Here is a 14,781-nt window from a genome sequence, read left to right as displayed (position 1 = left end):
GATCAGCTCCAGCCCGCGCGGGTCTTGCGGCTGGAATACAGCGCCAGCAACACCAGAAACGAAAACACCAGCATTGCCCCGGCCAGCCAGTGCGCCTGGGCGTACTCCATGGCTTCGACGTGGTCGTAGATTTGTACGGAAACCACCCGGGTCTTATCGGGAATATTCCCGCCGATCATCAGCACCACGCCGAATTCACCAACGGTGTGGGCGAAGCCAAGGATCGCTGCAGTGATGAAGCCGGGACGCGCCAGCGGCAGGATCACGCTGAAGAAGGTGTCCCAGGGATTGGCGCGTAATGTCGCGGCCACTTCCAGTGGGCGAGTGCCGATCGCGGAGAAGGCGTTTTGCAATGGCTGCACCACGAACGGCATGGAATAGAGCACCGAACCGATCACCAGTCCGGTGAAACTGAAGGTCAAGGTGCCGAGCCCCAGCCATTGGGTGAAGTGGCCAATGAAGCCATTGGGGCCGAGGGCCAGCAGCAGATAGAAACCGATGACCGTCGGTGGCAGTACCAATGGAAGGGCGACAATCGCGCCGATGGGGCCGCGCAGCCAGGAACGGCTGCGCGATAACCACAAGGCAATCGGAGTGCCGACGACCAGCAAGATTGCGGTGGTCAGGGACGCCAGCTTCAGGGTTAGCCATATCGCCGCGAAATCGGCACTCGTCAGCGACATTTACAGCTGATAACCGTAGGACTTGATGACCGCAGCGGCTTTCGGGCCCTTGAGGTAATCAACCAGCGCCTTGGCAGCGGCGTTGTCTTTGCCTTTGTTCAGGATCACCGCGTCTTGCTTGATCGGGTCGTGCATGTTCGCTGGAACGATCCACGCCGAGCCGCTGCTGACCTTGCCGTCCTTGTAGATCTGCGACAGGGCAACGAAGCCCAGTTCGGCGTTGCCGGTGGACACGAATTGGTAAGCCTGGGTGATGTTCTGGCCTTCAACGATCTTGGCTTTGGTGGCCTCAGTCAGATTCAGTTTTTCCAGCACCTGAGTGGCGGCCAGACCATAAGGGGCGGCTTTCGGGTTGGCGATGGACAGGTGCTGATATTCGTTTTTCTTCAGGACGTCGCCGTTGGCATCGACGTAACCTTCCTTGGCCGACCACAGTGCCAGGGTGCCGATGGCGTAGGTGAAGCGCGAACCCTTGACGGTGTCGCCTTCTTTCTCGAGTTTTTCAGGGGTGGTGTCATCGGCCGAGAGGAACATGTCGAACGGCGCGCCGTTTTTGATCTGGGTGTAGAACTGGCCCGTGGCGCCATAGGCAGCGACCAGCTTGTGTCCGGTGTCTTTTTCGAAATCGGCGGCAATCGCCTGGATCGGTGCGGTGAAGTTGGCCGCGACGGCGACTTGCACTTCGTCGGCCTGGGCGGCGCCGATGGCGAATACCGCGAACAGGACAGGGGCAAAGCGGGTGGCACGATTGATCATGTAACGGCTCCGTGAATGGCAAGTGCAGTGGGCAGTTGTTATTGGAGGGATAGACTGCGCCGTACGATGGGGTGCAACGCTATATAGAGAAATATATAGCGAAATGCCGCCAAACGGGAAGCACTGCTTTTAAACCGAGTGAGGGCTTCACGCTCCTCACTCGCTCGGGTAGATCACCGCGTCAATTTTGCCAGCGCGCCTTCAGCCAGTTGCCGGGTCAGTTCAGCGGTGCCAAGGTCTTTGCCGAGCGTGAACGCCTGACCGGCCCACAGGTTACTGAATTCGGCTTCGCCTTTTGCGCGCAGCGGCATCAAGGCACCGCCAGCCAGCGGAAAGGCAGGGGCCTTTTCCGACATCGGGCCCAGTTCGCGCATCACTCGATTGAGAATCCCCCTTGCCGGACGCCCGGTAAACAGATTGGTTACCGCCGTCTCGCTTTCCTTGGCGGTGCGCAAGGCCTTGTGGTGCGAAGCACTGACTTTCGCTTCCGGGGTAAACAGATACGCCGTGCCGACCTGAACCGCCGAAGCGCCGAGCATGAACGCTGCTGCCACGCCGCGTGCATCGGCAATTGCACCGGCAGCAATCACCGGCACACTCACCGCATCGACCACTTGCGGCACCAGCGCAAACGTACCGACCTGACTGCTCAGGTCAGCGCTGAGGAACATCCCGCGATGACCTCCGGCCTCGTAACCCATGGCGATGATCGCGTCGCAACCGTTCTGCTCCAGCCAGATAGCTTCGTCGACGGTGGTTGCCGACGAGAGGATTTTCGCGCCGGTGGCCTTGACCCGATCCAGCAAGGCTTTTTCCGGCAGGCCGAAATGGAAGCTCACCACTTCAGGGCGAAATTCTTCCAGCACCTCGCAGGCGGCCGCATCGAAGGGCGCACGGTTGGACACCGGCGTCGGCGCATCGAAATCGACACCCAGTTCGCGATAGTAGGGCTCCAGCAGATTTTTCCACTCTCGCGCCTTTTGCTCATCGGCGGCCGGCGGTTGATGGCAGAAGAAGTTGACGTTGAACGGCTTGTTCGTGCCTTGGCGAATGGTCTTCAGCTCTTCACGCAGTTGCTCGATGGTCAGCATCGCAGCCGGCATCGAACCGAGGCCACCGGCGTTGCACGCTGCGATGACCATCGAAGAATTGGTGGCACCGGCCATGGGGCCCTGGATGATCGGCAGTTCGATGCCGAAAAGGTCAAGAATGCGGGTATCAGGCCATTGGCTCATGGGATAGCTTCTCCGACGACAAAGCAGGGACGGTAGCAGCCGGTTTTTTAACGCAAAGCCACTCCCAAGACCAGCACAGATTTGTAGCTTGAACAGCCGGCGCTGGCTGGGCGTTCGGGCCCGATTGGCTAAAGGTCGAGTGGGGCAAAATGTTGCCGTGTGCTATTCCAATCCCTCGACATCCTGAATTCCACCCGTGAGAGGCAGTCATGTTCAAAGGCATTTTGATCGACAAAGACGACAGCGGTTATCGCGCCAACCTGCAAGAGATTGATGACGAGCAGTTGCCTGCGGGCGATGTGACGGTTCGTGTCGCGTACAGCACGCTGAATTTCAAGGACGGCCTGGCGATCACCGGTAGCAGCCCGGTGGTGCGCAAGTTCCCGATGGTTCCGGGGATTGATCTGGCGGGCGTCATCGATTCAGTCGGCAGCCACACGCTTGCCAATGCCTGCGCCAGTACCCGGGCCGAAGGCACCGTGGCCGCATGCGGTCTGGCTCAGGGCATGGATTTCCCGGCGTCTGTGGCGCCGTTCATTTTGCGTGGCGTGATGCTGGCCGGGATCAACAGCGTGACCCAGCCCAAGGCTCGCCGCATCGAGGCCTGGAATCGTCTGGCGAAGGATCTGGATTTTGCGCTGTTGCCACTGATCAGCCATGAAATCGGTCTCGGCGAAGCTCTTGAGGCGGCTCCGAAGTTGCTCGCGGGTCAGTTGCGCGGACGGGTTGTGGTCGACGTCAATCGCTGAGACCTCAGCGCCATCGCGGCCCGCCCGGAGCATTCGATGTCACCGCCGGGGTTGCGGTGGCCGAGCCGTCAGCAGACGTCGAGACGAACCGGATCGAAAGCGGAAAATTTGCCACCGACTTCGAGGCCTGTCGGGCCCCGAATCGGTGGCGATTTACATCGCTGCGTTAAACCTGCGTTTCGCGCAGCAACAGCTCTCGCTTGCGTTCCACGCCCCAGCGGTAGCCGCTGAGGTTACCGTCGCTGCGCACCACGCGGTGGCACGGAATGGCCACCGCGAGGCTGTTGGCGCCGCAAGCCTGGGCCACTGCGCGCACTGCTTTTGGCGAGCCGATACGTAAGGCGATGTCCGCGTAGCTGGCGGTGCTGCCGACCGGAATTTCGCGCAGCGCCTGCCACACACGTTCCTGAAACGCCGTGCCGCGCACATCCAGCGGCAAATCCAGGCCGATGGCAGGCGCCTCTATAAAGCCGACGACGCGAGCGATCAGTTGTTCGAACTCGGCATCGGCACCGATCAGGTTGGCCCGGCGAAACTGGTCCTGCAGGTCGCACACCAGTTGGTGCGGATCTTCCCCCAGCAGAATCGCGCAGATTCCGCGTGCGCTCTGTGCCACCAGAATGGCGCCGAGCGAGCACTGGCCGACGGCGAAGCGGATGTCGTTGTTCTGCCCGGCCGCGCGGAAGTCGCCGGGTTTCATGCCCAGTACCTGATCGGCGGCCTCGTAGAAACGGCTGTTGGAATTGAAACCGGCGTCATACAACGCCTCGGTCACCGAGCCGCCGTCCGCCAGACGCTGACGAACCCGGCGCGAGCGATGTGCGGCAGCGTAGCCTTTTGGGGTCAGACCCGTTGCGGCCTTGAAGACGCGATGAAAGTGGAAGGCGCTCAGGCCAGCGGTTTCGGCGAGATCGTTGAGTGCCGGCAGGCTGTCCGACGCTTCGATCTGGCGACAGGCTGCCGCGACGGTGGCGGCATGCTGAGCAGCGACTTCGGTCTGATCCTTGCTCGCCCGTTTGCTGGGACGATAGCCCGCGGCCTCGGCTTCTCCGGCGGTGTCGAAGAACTCGACGTTCTGCGGTTTCGGCAAGCGCGCCAGGCTGCTGGGGCGGCAATAGATGCCGGTGGTTTTCACGGCATAGACAAACTGGCCGTCTGCCCGAGGGTCGCGTGCCACGACAGCGGCCCACCTTGGATCGTCTTCAGTGTTCAGCGAGGTGGAAAGCGTTTTCATGATGGAGAGTCCGTTGACCTGTTGAATGTCAGGTTAACCAGTGCCACCGGCCGGAACACTCCGACCCTTGCGGTCAAACTTTGCAGGATTATCCAGCGGTACGAAACGTCAGGTTGAAACGCTGCTCGCCCAGGCTCGGATGCCGACCGGGCTTGATCGGCAGGATCCCGTGGTAGCGCAGCCGGTCTACACCACCCCAGATCACCATGTCGCCGTGCAGCAGCGAGATTTTCTGGCTCCTGTCGCCGCGTGCGAAACCGCCGAACAGGAACGTTGCGGGTAGGCCCAAAGACAGCGAAACGATCGGCGCTTCGTAGGTTTTTTCGTCTTTGTCCTGATGCAGCGACATCTTTGCGCCTGGGACATAACGATTGATCAGGCAGGAGTCCGGAACGAAGTCGGCAAATCCGGCGCTTTTCGCTGCCGTCTGGGCCAGCTCGCGAAACACTTCGGGCATGGCCGGCCAGGGCTGATGGCTCACGGGATCTTCGGATGAATAGCGGTAGCCGCTGCGATCGGTGATCCAGCCCACTGCCCCGCAACTGCTGGTAGCCACCGACATGCTGAAGCCCCCGGGCGTCATCATATGGCGCAGTGGGGCGCAGGCGATGATCGATTCCAGGGCCGGCAACAACTGCTCGATTTGTGGAAGGGCAAAGCCGCGCAGCACCCAGGATTGTTCACCGATCTGTTCGGTGCGCCGGGGCTGTTCGGATTCTGTGTCGGCGAACAGGTCGAAGGTGGTTTGCATGATCGTCAGGTCGCGTCGTGGAAAATGATGCCCAGAGTATGCCGTGTTCCGCTGTGCAATCGGCTGACGCCGTGGCGCATGCTTACTCGATAGTCGCCGCGCGTGCCTTTGACCGGGCGCTGGTTGACGGCAAAGATCAGCGCGTCGCCTTTTCTCAGGTCCATCACCAGCGGGCGCGACTGCATTCTCGGGCGCTGTTCAGTCAAAACGAACTCGCCGCCGGTGAAATCTTTGCCAGGTTCTGACAGAAGAATCGCCACTTGCAGCGGAAAGACATGTTCACCGTACAGATCCTGATGCAGACAGTTGTAGTCCTGCGGGCCGTATTGCAGCAAGAGCGGGGTAGGCCGCAATTGACCGGCGGCGTGGCAGCGATGGAGAAATTCGCTGTGCTGTTCTGGAAAGCGTTCAGGCAGCCCCATTCGCTCATGCCAGCGGTTGGCCAAAGGTACAAGTCGCGGGTAGAGCGCGCTGCGCAGGCGTTCGACCACGGGCGGAAGCGGATAGCGCAGGTATTTGTATTCCCCGCGCCCGAAACCGTGGCGGGCCATGATGACTTGGGATCGAAACGGTTCACTTTGTGGGTAAAGCGCACTCAATCGATCACAGGTGTCCGGGCGCAGCAGCGTACGGACGACCGCGCAACCGTCCTGGTCCAGTTGCTGCTCCAGGGCGATCCAGTCGAGCGCATCGAGCGGGGAGACGGATGAGAGTGACATGCTGATTCCTTGGCTTGCATTCAGGTCTCAGTCTGGGCCGTCCACCCGCTCGGAACACTCCGCCGCTTGCGGTCGAATTGTCATCCGGGTTTTACAGGGCCTTGCTGACGCTGATGTCGCTGATCACATCGTCGCTCTGGCCGTGCAAGGCATTCAGTGCTGCCTTGGCTTCTTCCGGCGTGCCCTTTTCCAGTTGGGCGAACTCGAAACGGCGTTCACCGTTGAGTTTGTACTTGATCACGTATTTGGTCGTTTGGGCCACGTTGATGCTTACCTGTCTGCGTTGGCGGAGTCGCTCAGCTGAGTTTGGAGCTCGAGCGGCGAATGATCTTGATCGAGTGCGTCAGGGTTGGCTTGCGGGTCACGCTGATCGCACGGCGGTTGACGGTGTCGATGGTGATGTTCCAGAAGCCGGTGCTCGGCGCGGTAATACGGGCCGGGAACGTGTCGAAAGCACCACCGTGATAGGTGTGACGGCCGCCATTCTTGAAGCTGCGAAAGTTGGCGTCGTTCATCAAGCGGATATTGCAGGTTTGCGAGCATTGAATGACGACGATGTCGTCTTCGTTGAGGTGCTCGCGCTGGTGAATGAATTTCATGGGCGCCTCCAGAAGGGCTTTTTCTACAAAATCAAAACGATAGCATTGTCGATTGGCGCAGTTTATCAGCCCGGACAGGTTATTATCCGGCCGTCGGGCGCCGCTTTGAAAATTAAAAACAGATATTCACGATTCGATGTGGATTAAATGCAATGGGCCTTGGAGAAAAACGGCATTCGTGCTGTCGGAGGGTCTTTATCGGAGGTTTTGTATGAAGTGGGGTGTGGTGATTCTGCCGTTGGCATTGGCAATGGGTGGTTGCGCAAGTGTTTCGGAAATCAATGAAACACTGCCGACCATGAACGTCATTTCCGGTAAGAAGCCCCATGAGTATGCTGAATGCCTGGCCGAGAAGCTGTCCGGCAGCCGGGGCGCCTTGCAGGTCGAGCGGCACAAGGACGAAGTCCGGGTCATCGTTCCGGGCAAGCTGGGATCAGGTCCCGCCGCAGTGTTTGATATCGAGGATCGCTCCGGTGGCAGCAGCATCAAGCTGCATGAACGGATGTCCAATGTGCCGCTGCGTCCATGGGATGTGCGCAAAGCCGCCACGGCCTGTATTTCCGGCTGATAGACTGTCCGCCGTCAGCATTGATGCCGTCACAGCATTGCTGTGGCGGCATTGTCATTTCTGGAGAGGTGAATGAAGAGAGAGCAGGTGCGGGAGCGACACAAGGAAGGGCTCATTGCGGCTACCCATGTGATCCAGAACCCGGCAAATCCGGGAGAGTGGATCGTGTTCTTCAAGAAAAGTGCCGGTCGCAGTTATTTTCTGGTGGACGATAACGACGAAGTCGAATCCTTCAACCGACTCGATGACCTGATCGAGGTCGTGCGCGGGCTGGGGATCAAATTCGCCGAAATTCACATGTAAGGCTACTTACATACCACTACTACGCTACGGGTTTTGTAGTTGCCGACATCGACGCCCAGCGTCTTGTCGTCTTCCTTGGGCGCCGGTGTGCCTTCAGTCCCGACAATGCGATAGCCGGTTCCGGCGCATGATGCATCAGCCTTTTCGTAACAGCTGGCCCAGGAATTGGCTTCGCCGGAGCAGTCGATGCTCAAACCCTGTTCGCCGTTGTTCAGGTAGGTGGTCTGCGATGTGGCGCAGCCGGCCAGGGCCGCGAGCGCAATCAGGGGTAGAAAACTGATGAAGGGGCGGTTGATCATGGCAATGTCGTCTTCGAGGAGGAGGGGGCTAGACGCTATGACAGCGCCGGCATGAAAAGGTTATAGCGATTGGCCAGTTCTTTGCGCACAGCCCAAAAAAAGCCCTGCGCGAAGGCAGGGCCGAGATTCGTGGTTGCCGATCAGTCTTGGTCCTTGCCGCGACGCTTCGGTGCAGGAGGCGTGTAATCAAGCACCGCGGCCACTTCTATCGCCATCGCTTCAGTGGGCAACGGACCGGACACATCTTCGCCGTTGGCGGCGGTGATATGCCACTGGCCATCTTTCGCCTTGGCGACGCTGTACCCATTGATGATTTTTGCTGCGGACATCTCACTGCCTCGTTGGCTGTTTCAAAGGCGTCATGATAACGGTAAATCGGCGACTGGCGCAGGTCGATGAGGTATTCCTGGATCTTTGGACTACGCTGATTTCGCAGCCTTTGTGTGCGGATTGAACTATCCGCGAGAATATTTCTCTATGTTGACATCGGTTAGCCAGTGCGGGGCATTGTAAGGTGCACGCCGCCTGATTAGACTGCGCCGAAACTCGTACACACAGCCCTTTCAAGGACTTATATGATCAAGAAATGCTTGTTCCCAGCAGCCGGTTACGGTACTCGCTTCCTCCCAGCGACGAAGGCCATGCCCAAAGAAATGCTGCCGGTGGTAAACAAGCCACTGATCCAGTACGGCGTCGAAGAAGCTCTGGATGCTGGCCTGAACGAAATCTCCATCGTGACCGGTCGTGGCAAGCGCGCCCTGGAAGACCACTTCGACATCAGCTATGAACTGGAAAACCAGATCAAAGGCACCGACAAGGAAAAATACCTGGTCGGTATCCGCAAGCTGCTGGACGAGTGCTCGTTCTCCTACACTCGTCAGACCGAAATGAAAGGCCTGGGCCACGCGATCCTGACCGGTCGTCCGCTGATCGGTGACGAACCGTTCGCTGTGGTGCTGGCAGACGACCTGTGTGTCAACCTCGAAGGCGACGGCGTACTGACCCAGATGGTCAAGCTGTACAAACAGTTCCGCTGCTCGATCATTGCCATCCAGGAAGTCGATCCGCAGGAAACCAGCAAGTACGGTGTGATCGCTGGCGAAATGATCCGCGACGACATCTACCGCGTACACAGCATGGTCGAGAAGCCAAAGCCGGAAGACGCACCGTCGAACCTGGCGATCATCGGCCGCTATATCCTGACCCCGGACATTTTCGACCTGATCGAACAGACCGAGCCAGGCAAGGGCGGGGAAATCCAGATCACCGACGCCCTGATGAAACAAGCCCAGAACGGCTGCGTGATGGCCTACAAGTTCAAGGGCAAGCGTTTCGACTGCGGTGGTGCTGAAGGCTATATCGAGGCAACCAACTTCTGCTTCGAGAATTTCTACAAGACTGGCAAGGCGTACTGATAGCGCCTGACTGTCTGAAGGTACGTCACACGGTCTGAATCGTGTGATGCTAAAAACAAACGCCCCGACATGTTCGGGGCGTTTGCGTTTGTGGGGAGAAATAGCGCATCTCGATTCGATTCAGGATGCAATGTGAAACAAATGTTCGATTGTCAGCCTGCATGTTCACTGCTGAACTGACTCGTCTTCGCCAGGGAGGTGCGGAGGACCGCGTTTCATGATCGTCGAAGGACAGTTGTGAAATTTATTCTCCAGCAATAAGGAGTGTTGCTTGTGGCGTTAAAGAATATGGCTGCAACACGAAGATCAAGTGCCAGACGCTGGTCAGGGCTGGCGGTGCTCATGTTGCCAGTGCTGCTGGTGACCGTTGATAACACCGTATTGGGTTTCGCGTTACCCAAAATCGCCGAAGCCTTGCGTCCGACGGCCAGCCAGCAGCTGTGGATGATTGATGCCTATTCGTTGGTTCTCGCAGGACTGCTGGTTTCGATGGGTAGCCTGGGTGATCGGGTGGGGCACCGTAAGTTGCTGCTTATCGGCTCGTTCGGGTTTGTGGTGGTCTCGGTGCTGACCGCATATTCCGCAACATCGATGCAGCTGATTATCGGGCGGGCTTGTATGGGGATTTTCGGCGCGATGTTGATGCCCTCCACGCTGGCATTGATACGTTCGGTGTTTGAGGATCGAGAGGAGCGCAGAGTGGCAGTAGCGATCTGGGCAACGACGCTGACTGTCGGCTCGGCACTAGGGCCTTTGGTGGGAGGGGTGTTGCTGCAGTTCTTTGATTGGGGCGCGATTTTTCTGTTGGCGGTACCCGTCCTGATTCCATTGTTAGTACTGGGGCCGCTGTTGCTCCCTGAATCAGAGCGTGATGTGTCGGGTCCGCTGGACCCGATCAGCATCCTTCAGTCGATGGTCGCACTGGGTTGTATCGTTTACAGCATCAAGCATGGCGCCAGTGAGGGCATTGACGGTGTTGTGTTTGGCACCTTTCTGGTAGGTGCACTGGCAGGCTGGATATTCGTACGTCGCCAGTTGCGTCTTCCTGTACCCCTGATGGACATGACCCTGTTCAGCAATGGCGCCTTCAGCGGATCAGTCCTTATCAATTTGATGAGTCTTGCGTTTCTTGTCGGCTTCGTTTTCTTCACGACTCAGTTTTTGCAGATTGTTCTGCAAATGGCGCCCTTGAGTGCGAGCCTTGCATTGGTGCCGGGGCAAATCATGGCGATTATGGTTGGAGTGGCAGTCGTCCCAGTCGCGCAGCGCATGCCGGTGCATGTACTGATACCGATTCTGGTGGCTTTCACCGGTGCGGCCTTTTTGCTGGTGGCCAGCATGGGCAGCAGTCTTGCGGTATTGGTAGTGGCGTTCGCGTTGCTCAACATCGGAGTGGGGGGCGATCGCTACGGTTTCCAATGATGTGATTTTGTCGGCAGCGCCCCCGGCGAAGGCAGGGGCGGCATCCGCCATCAGTGAAACAGCCTATGAAGTTGGCGTGGTGCTGGGTACTACTCTGATTGGCGGCCTGGTGACGGCTCACTACCGAGCAGACCTGCAGCTTCCAGCGTTTTTGAGCGATGTTCAGACGATGCTGGCAAGTGAAACGCTGGCTGGCGCTCATCATGTGGCGGCGGGGTTGGCGGGGGATCAAGCGCAACAGTTGATGCAGCAGGCGGGAAGTGCATTTGCGGGCGGAATTGCATTGGCATCGTGGCTCGCTTTCGGCCTGGCGCTCGTAGCGATTCTGATCGCCTGGCATACGTTGCGGCTGCCAAAAATTCAACCGGCAGAAAGCCATTAATCAAATGCTAACGGTAGAACCTCCCGGTATTGCCCGTCCCCTTGCAGTAGAGACTTGCTCAATAAGCATCTGCGGGTATGCTGATCGCCTGCCGAGGAGATAGAAATGGCCTACGATTTTGACCTTTATGTGATTGGCGCCGGTTCCGGCGGTGTGCGCGCTGCGCGTTTTGCGGCAGGTTTCGGCGCAAAAGTAGCGGTGGCCGAGAGCCGTTATCTGGGCGGTACCTGCGTCAATGTTGGTTGCGTACCGAAAAAACTGTTGGTGTACGGCGCCCACTTTGCCGAAGACTTCGAACAGTCCTCTGGTTTCGGCTGGCAACTGGGCGAGGCGGATTTTGACTGGGCCACGCTGATTGCCAACAAGGATCGCGAAATCAATCGCCTGAACGGCATTTATCGCAATCTGCTGGTCAACAGCGGCGTGACCCTGCATGAGGCTCACGCGAAAATCGTTGGCCCGCACGAAGTCGAGGTCAACGGCGAGCGCTACACCGCGAAGAATATTCTGATCGCCACCGGTGGCTGGCCGCAGATCCCCGAGATTCCGGGGCATGAGCATGCGATCAGCTCGAACCAGGCGTTCTTCCTCAAAGAGCTGCCCAAGCGTGTACTGGTCGTCGGTGGCGGTTACATCGCCGTCGAATTCGCCGGAATCTTCCATGGTCTGGGCGCCAATACGACGTTGCTGTATCGCGGAGATCTGTTCCTGCGCGGTTTCGACGGTTCGGTTCGTAAGCACTTGAAGGAAGAACTCACCAAGCGTGGCCTGGATCTGCAATTCAATGCCGACATTGCCCGTATCGACAAGCAATCAGATGGCAGCCTGAAAGCAACCCTCAAGGATGGTCGCGTGCTGGAAGCCGATTGTGTGTTCTATGCAACCGGCCGACGTCCGATGCTGGACAACCTGGGGCTGGAAAATACCGATGTGCAGCTCGACGACAAAGGCTTCATTAAGGTCGATGAGCAGTTTCAAACCACCGAGCCTTCAATCCTGGCGCTGGGCGATGTCATCGGTCGTGTTCAGTTGACGCCGGTGGCGCTGGCTGAGGGCATGGCAGTGGCGCGGCGTCTGTTCAAGCCTGAGCAATACCGTCCGGTGGATTACAAGATGATCCCGACGGCAGTGTTCAGTCTGCCGAACATCGGCACCGTCGGTCTGACTGAAGAGGAGGCGCGGGAGGCGGGTCACGACGTGGTGATCTACGAAAGCCGCTTCCGGCCGATGAAGCTGACCCTGACGGACTGCCAGGAGCGCACGCTGATGAAGCTGGTGGTCGATGGCAAGTCTGACAAGGTGTTGGGCTGTCACATGGTCGGCCCGGATGCTGGCGAGATCGTGCAGGGGCTGGCAATCGCTTTGAAGGCTGGCGCAACCAAGCGTGACTTCGACGACACCATCGGAGTGCATCCGACGGCGGCCGAAGAGTTTGTCACAATGCGTACGCCGGTCGGCGCTTAAATCTTTTTCGGTTGGGCTGCGTCTGGCGCTGCCTCAGCGGTAGTAGCCAGGCGCAGGCTGTCTTGCGCCTTGGTTAATTCTTTTTCCAATGACTGATTGAGCTGCGACTGCTCGTCGACGTTCTGCTTGAGCGTCTGACTTTCCAGCAGGGCCACGCGCAGACGTTCCTGGAGGAGGGTGCGTTCACTGTCGACGCGGGACGCTTGCTCCAGCAATTGATCCTGACGCTGATTACTGTGCTTGAGCTGATCCTGCAACAGGCTCAGTTCGCGCACGGTGCCGCGATTTTCGGTCAGCAGGCGTTCGTTGTCGCGGTGCAGCTGGGTGATTTCGTCCTGACGTACGAGGGCGCTTTGCTGCGCCTGGCGCAACTCCATCTGCAACTGCTGCACCTGCGTCTCGTGACGGCTTTGCTCCTGCTCACGCTGCTCCTTGATGGCGTTGCGGTAGTGTTCAAGCGCATCGCGGGCGTGCAGGTGCTTCTCTTCCAGCGAGCGGATCTGCTCGTCCTTGTCCTGCAAGCGCAATTCAAAATCGGCCAGCGCCTGATTCAGTCCGGCGTTGCGGGTCTGCTCGGTCTGCAGCATCGAGCGGGTATCGCTCAGGGCTTCGGATTCCTTTGCCAGCGCGGCAGTCTGAATGTCGTGCTTCTTCTCCAGCTGCGCATGATCCTGACGAAGCTGATTCAGCTCGTTTTCCAGTGCCTGACGCTGATGCTCGTACTGCTCGCGTGCCTGATCAATCGGCTCCTGCGCCTGTTCTTTCAGGCGCTGGGCGAGGCGTGTGACGAGGGCGAGGAGTTCGTCATCGACAGGTTCTGCCGACGGATCGGCCGGTTCGCTGCCGTCATCCAGTTCCTTCAGGTAGCGATGAATTGTGGTTTTGGAACCCGTATTGCCCAGCTCGATGCGTACTGCGTCGATGCTGGGGTGTTCGCCACGGGCGAGAATCGCTGCGCGCGCGATCTGGACTACTGCTTTATTGACGCCGCCACGGGCCATATCTGCTCCTACCATTTCGTACTGTGGTACATGCCACTAAAGCACACAGTGTACCACGTTGAAATTAAAGTGAAATAAGCACCGATAAACGGACGGGATATACTGGTATTACCCCATGTGAAACCCATAAAATCGATTTCCGATCAAACCTTCAGTACGCAACGAGAAAATCAGCCCATGAGCGATATCGATCGCTACCTGCAAGCCGCTACCCGTGACAACACCCGCCGCAGTTATCGCGCGGCCATCGAGCATTTCGAGTCCGTGTGGGGCGGGTTTCTGCCAGCGACAGCGGACAGCATCGCCCGGTATCTGGTGGCACATGCTGGCGTGCTGTCGGTCAATACGCTCAAGTTGCGTCTGTCGGCGCTGGCGCAGTGGCACAACAGTCAGGGCTTCGCTGATCCGACCAAGTCCCCGGTGGTGCGCAAAGTATTCAAGGGCATTCGTGCCCTGCATCCCGCCCAGGAGAAGCAGGCCGAGCCGTTGCAATTGCGAGATCTGGAACAGACTGTCGCCTGGCTTGAGCAGGAAATGAGGGAGGCGCGGGAAAAACAGGATCGACCAGTGCTGCTACGGGCTTGCCGCGATAGGGCATTGATCCTGCTGGGCTTCTGGCGCGGCTTTCGCAGCGATGAGCTGTGTCGGATGCAGATCGAGCATGTGCAGGCGCACGCTGGCAGCGGCATCACTTTGTACCTGCCGCGCAGCAAGGGTGATCGGGAAAACATCGGGCAAACCTATCAGGCCCCGGCGCTGTTGAAGTTGTGCCCTGTGCAGGCATATATCGAATGGATCACCGAGGCTGCGCTTGTACGCGGCCCGGTGTTTCGCGCCGTGGACCGGTGGGGAAATCTGAGTGAGGAGGGCTTGCACGCCAACAGTGTGATTCCGTTGCTGCGTCAGGCTCTGGAGCGCGCCGGAATTTCCGCTGAGCGCTACACGAGTCACTCTCTGCGACGAGGTTTTGCAACGTGGGCCCATCAAAGCGGCTGGGATCTCAAGTCACTGATGAGTTACGTCGGCTGGAAGGATATGAAGTCCGCCATGCGCTATGTTGAAGCGAGCCCTTTTCACGGGATGGCCCGGATTACGGATAAGCCGCTGTCGCCGTAGATATCGTTTTCTTCTATTAATATCCTCTGCTAATAGCGAAAACAAATCAGCAGCATCAGGTTTGCCAATGAGCCATCCGTCGAGT

Annotated in this window: 19 protein-coding genes; 8 read left to right on the top strand and 11 right to left on the bottom strand. The window is 58.5% G+C overall.

The window, feature by feature from the left end; genetic code table 11:
* Nucleotides 1–2: 2 nt before the first annotated feature.
* The 3 genes from modB to I5961_RS14745 all read right to left on the bottom strand — a co-directional run bounded on the left by modB (nucleotide 3) and on the right by I5961_RS14745 (nucleotide 2,674).
* Nucleotides 3–683, bottom strand: coding sequence for a molybdate ABC transporter permease subunit (modB, locus tag I5961_RS14755; RefSeq protein WP_007958914.1), 681 nt, complete (start codon nucleotides 681–683; stop codon nucleotides 3–5).
* Complete coding sequence (gene modA, locus I5961_RS14750; RefSeq protein WP_227232664.1) at nucleotides 684–1,439, bottom strand: molybdate ABC transporter substrate-binding protein; 756 nt, start codon at nucleotides 1,437–1,439, stop codon at nucleotides 684–686.
* Between the two features lie 173 nt (nucleotides 1,440–1,612).
* Entirely contained in the window at nucleotides 1,613–2,674 is a 1,062-nt protein-coding gene (locus I5961_RS14745) for an NAD(P)H-dependent flavin oxidoreductase (protein WP_227232663.1), read from the bottom strand.
* A 209-nt stretch (nucleotides 2,675–2,883) separates the two neighbouring features.
* Between I5961_RS14745 and I5961_RS14740 the strand changes: the two genes are divergently transcribed.
* Nucleotides 2,884–3,423 carry an alcohol dehydrogenase catalytic domain-containing protein gene (locus I5961_RS14740; protein ID WP_227232662.1) on the top strand — a complete coding sequence of 180 codons (540 nt, stop codon included), beginning with the start codon at nucleotides 2,884–2,886 and terminating at the stop codon, nucleotides 3,421–3,423.
* Nucleotides 3,424–3,589: 166 nt separating this feature from the next.
* On the opposite strand, the gene ada is transcribed toward I5961_RS14740, so the two are convergent.
* The 5 genes from ada to I5961_RS14715 form a co-directional block, all read right to left on the bottom strand.
* Complete coding sequence (ada, locus tag I5961_RS14735) at nucleotides 3,590–4,657, bottom strand: bifunctional DNA-binding transcriptional regulator/O6-methylguanine-DNA methyltransferase Ada (protein ID WP_227232661.1); 1,068 nt, start codon at nucleotides 4,655–4,657, stop codon at nucleotides 3,590–3,592.
* An 88-nt stretch (nucleotides 4,658–4,745) separates the two neighbouring features.
* Nucleotides 4,746–5,408 (bottom strand): DNA oxidative demethylase AlkB, encoded by a 663-nt coding sequence (gene alkB, locus I5961_RS14730; RefSeq protein ID WP_413541578.1) that lies wholly within the window; start codon nucleotides 5,406–5,408, stop codon nucleotides 4,746–4,748.
* A 5-nt stretch (nucleotides 5,409–5,413) separates the two neighbouring features.
* Entirely contained in the window at nucleotides 5,414–6,127 is a 714-nt protein-coding gene (locus I5961_RS14725) for a 2OG-Fe(II) oxygenase (RefSeq protein ID WP_227232660.1), read from the bottom strand.
* A 91-nt stretch (nucleotides 6,128–6,218) separates the two neighbouring features.
* The gene (locus tag I5961_RS14720) at nucleotides 6,219–6,389 is read right to left on the bottom strand and encodes a hypothetical protein (RefSeq protein ID WP_227232659.1); all 171 of its coding nucleotides are present in this window, start codon (nucleotides 6,387–6,389) and stop codon (nucleotides 6,219–6,221) included.
* A gap of 34 nt (nucleotides 6,390–6,423) precedes the next feature.
* Nucleotides 6,424–6,726, bottom strand: a complete 303-nt coding sequence (locus tag I5961_RS14715) for a DUF1883 domain-containing protein (protein ID WP_007958929.1) — start codon at nucleotides 6,724–6,726, stop codon at nucleotides 6,424–6,426.
* 211 nt (nucleotides 6,727–6,937) lie between these two features.
* Here I5961_RS14715 and I5961_RS14710 point away from each other — a divergent pair, with 211 nt between their 5' ends.
* Together I5961_RS14710 and I5961_RS14705 are read left to right on the top strand one after the other, a co-directional pair.
* Entirely contained in the window at nucleotides 6,938–7,294 is a 357-nt protein-coding gene (locus I5961_RS14710) for a hypothetical protein (protein ID WP_085701991.1), read from the top strand.
* A 72-nt stretch (nucleotides 7,295–7,366) separates the two neighbouring features.
* A complete protein-coding gene (locus I5961_RS14705) occupies nucleotides 7,367–7,597 on the top strand; it encodes a hypothetical protein (protein ID WP_011334337.1) in 231 nt (76 codons plus the stop codon).
* Nucleotides 7,598–7,599: 2 nt separating this feature from the next.
* Here I5961_RS14705 and I5961_RS14700 read toward each other — a convergent pair whose 3' ends face one another.
* Entirely contained in the window at nucleotides 7,600–7,896 is a 297-nt protein-coding gene (locus tag I5961_RS14700; RefSeq protein ID WP_085696015.1) for a hypothetical protein, read from the bottom strand.
* Between the two features lie 140 nt (nucleotides 7,897–8,036).
* Nucleotides 8,037–8,225, bottom strand: coding sequence for a hypothetical protein (locus I5961_RS14695; protein ID WP_085696016.1), 189 nt, complete (start codon nucleotides 8,223–8,225; stop codon nucleotides 8,037–8,039).
* A gap of 246 nt (nucleotides 8,226–8,471) precedes the next feature.
* Between I5961_RS14695 and galU the strand changes: the two genes are divergently transcribed.
* The 4 genes from galU (at nucleotide 8,472) to gorA (ending at nucleotide 12,579) form a co-directional block, all read left to right on the top strand.
* Nucleotides 8,472–9,311 (top strand): UTP--glucose-1-phosphate uridylyltransferase GalU, encoded by an 840-nt coding sequence (galU, locus tag I5961_RS14690; RefSeq protein WP_007958937.1) that lies wholly within the window; start codon nucleotides 8,472–8,474, stop codon nucleotides 9,309–9,311.
* Nucleotides 9,312–9,584: 273 nt separating this feature from the next.
* On the top strand, nucleotides 9,585–10,733 hold the full coding sequence (locus I5961_RS14685; protein ID WP_227232658.1) for an MFS transporter: 1,149 nt from the start codon (nucleotides 9,585–9,587) through the stop codon (nucleotides 10,731–10,733).
* 1 nt (nucleotide 10,734) lies between these two features.
* Nucleotides 10,735–11,115 carry a hypothetical protein gene (locus I5961_RS14680; RefSeq protein ID WP_227232657.1) on the top strand — a complete coding sequence of 127 codons (381 nt, stop codon included), beginning with the start codon at nucleotides 10,735–10,737 and terminating at the stop codon, nucleotides 11,113–11,115.
* A gap of 105 nt (nucleotides 11,116–11,220) precedes the next feature.
* Nucleotides 11,221–12,579, top strand: coding sequence for a glutathione-disulfide reductase (gene gorA / locus I5961_RS14675; protein WP_085696017.1), 1,359 nt, complete (start codon nucleotides 11,221–11,223; stop codon nucleotides 12,577–12,579).
* Here the strand turns inward: gorA and I5961_RS14670 are convergent.
* On the bottom strand, nucleotides 12,576–13,580 hold the full coding sequence (locus tag I5961_RS14670) for a DNA-binding protein (RefSeq protein WP_085701993.1): 1,005 nt from the start codon (nucleotides 13,578–13,580) through the stop codon (nucleotides 12,576–12,578). The genes gorA and I5961_RS14670 overlap by 4 nt on opposite strands.
* A 177-nt stretch (nucleotides 13,581–13,757) precedes the next feature.
* Between I5961_RS14670 and I5961_RS14665 the strand changes: the two genes are divergently transcribed.
* On the top strand, nucleotides 13,758–14,696 hold the full coding sequence (locus I5961_RS14665) for a site-specific integrase (protein ID WP_227232656.1): 939 nt from the start codon (nucleotides 13,758–13,760) through the stop codon (nucleotides 14,694–14,696).
* Nucleotides 14,697–14,781: the final 85 nt, after the last annotated feature.

Source organism: Pseudomonas sp. IAC-BECa141 (assembly GCF_020544405.1).
GTDB lineage: Bacteria > Pseudomonadota > Gammaproteobacteria > Pseudomonadales > Pseudomonadaceae > Aquipseudomonas.
This window is presented reverse-complemented; position numbering and strand designations above follow the sequence as displayed.

What these genes read in the sequence shown, in the direction of transcription:
- modB (WP_007958914.1), bottom strand. Translation starts at nt 683, where the DNA reads ATGTCGCTGACGAGTGCCGATTTCGCGGCGATATGGCTAACCCTGAAG.
- modA (WP_227232664.1), bottom strand. Translation starts at nt 1,439, where the DNA reads ATGATCAATCGTGCCACCCGCTTTGCCCCTGTCCTGTTCGCGGTATTC.
- I5961_RS14745 (WP_227232663.1), bottom strand. Translation starts at nt 2,674, where the DNA reads ATGAGCCAATGGCCTGATACCCGCATTCTTGACCTTTTCGGCATCGAA.
- I5961_RS14740 (WP_227232662.1), top strand. Translation starts at nt 2,884, where the DNA reads ATGTTCAAAGGCATTTTGATCGACAAAGACGACAGCGGTTATCGCGCC.
- ada (WP_227232661.1), bottom strand. Translation starts at nt 4,657, where the DNA reads ATGAAAACGCTTTCCACCTCGCTGAACACTGAAGACGATCCAAGGTGG.
- alkB (WP_413541578.1), bottom strand. Translation starts at nt 5,408, where the DNA reads ATGCAAACCACCTTCGACCTGTTCGCCGACACAGAATCCGAACAGCCC.
- I5961_RS14725 (WP_227232660.1), bottom strand. Translation starts at nt 6,127, where the DNA reads ATGTCACTCTCATCCGTCTCCCCGCTCGATGCGCTCGACTGGATCGCC.
- I5961_RS14715 (WP_007958929.1), bottom strand. Translation starts at nt 6,726, where the DNA reads ATGAAATTCATTCACCAGCGCGAGCACCTCAACGAAGACGACATCGTC.
- I5961_RS14710 (WP_085701991.1), top strand. Translation starts at nt 6,938, where the DNA reads ATGAAGTGGGGTGTGGTGATTCTGCCGTTGGCATTGGCAATGGGTGGT.
- I5961_RS14705 (WP_011334337.1), top strand. Translation starts at nt 7,367, where the DNA reads ATGAAGAGAGAGCAGGTGCGGGAGCGACACAAGGAAGGGCTCATTGCG.
- I5961_RS14700 (WP_085696015.1), bottom strand. Translation starts at nt 7,896, where the DNA reads ATGATCAACCGCCCCTTCATCAGTTTTCTACCCCTGATTGCGCTCGCG.
- I5961_RS14695 (WP_085696016.1), bottom strand. Translation starts at nt 8,225, where the DNA reads ATGTCCGCAGCAAAAATCATCAATGGGTACAGCGTCGCCAAGGCGAAA.
- galU (WP_007958937.1), top strand. Translation starts at nt 8,472, where the DNA reads ATGATCAAGAAATGCTTGTTCCCAGCAGCCGGTTACGGTACTCGCTTC.
- gorA (WP_085696017.1), top strand. Translation starts at nt 11,221, where the DNA reads ATGGCCTACGATTTTGACCTTTATGTGATTGGCGCCGGTTCCGGCGGT.
- I5961_RS14670 (WP_085701993.1), bottom strand. Translation starts at nt 13,580, where the DNA reads ATGGCCCGTGGCGGCGTCAATAAAGCAGTAGTCCAGATCGCGCGCGCA.
- I5961_RS14665 (WP_227232656.1), top strand. Translation starts at nt 13,758, where the DNA reads ATGAGCGATATCGATCGCTACCTGCAAGCCGCTACCCGTGACAACACC.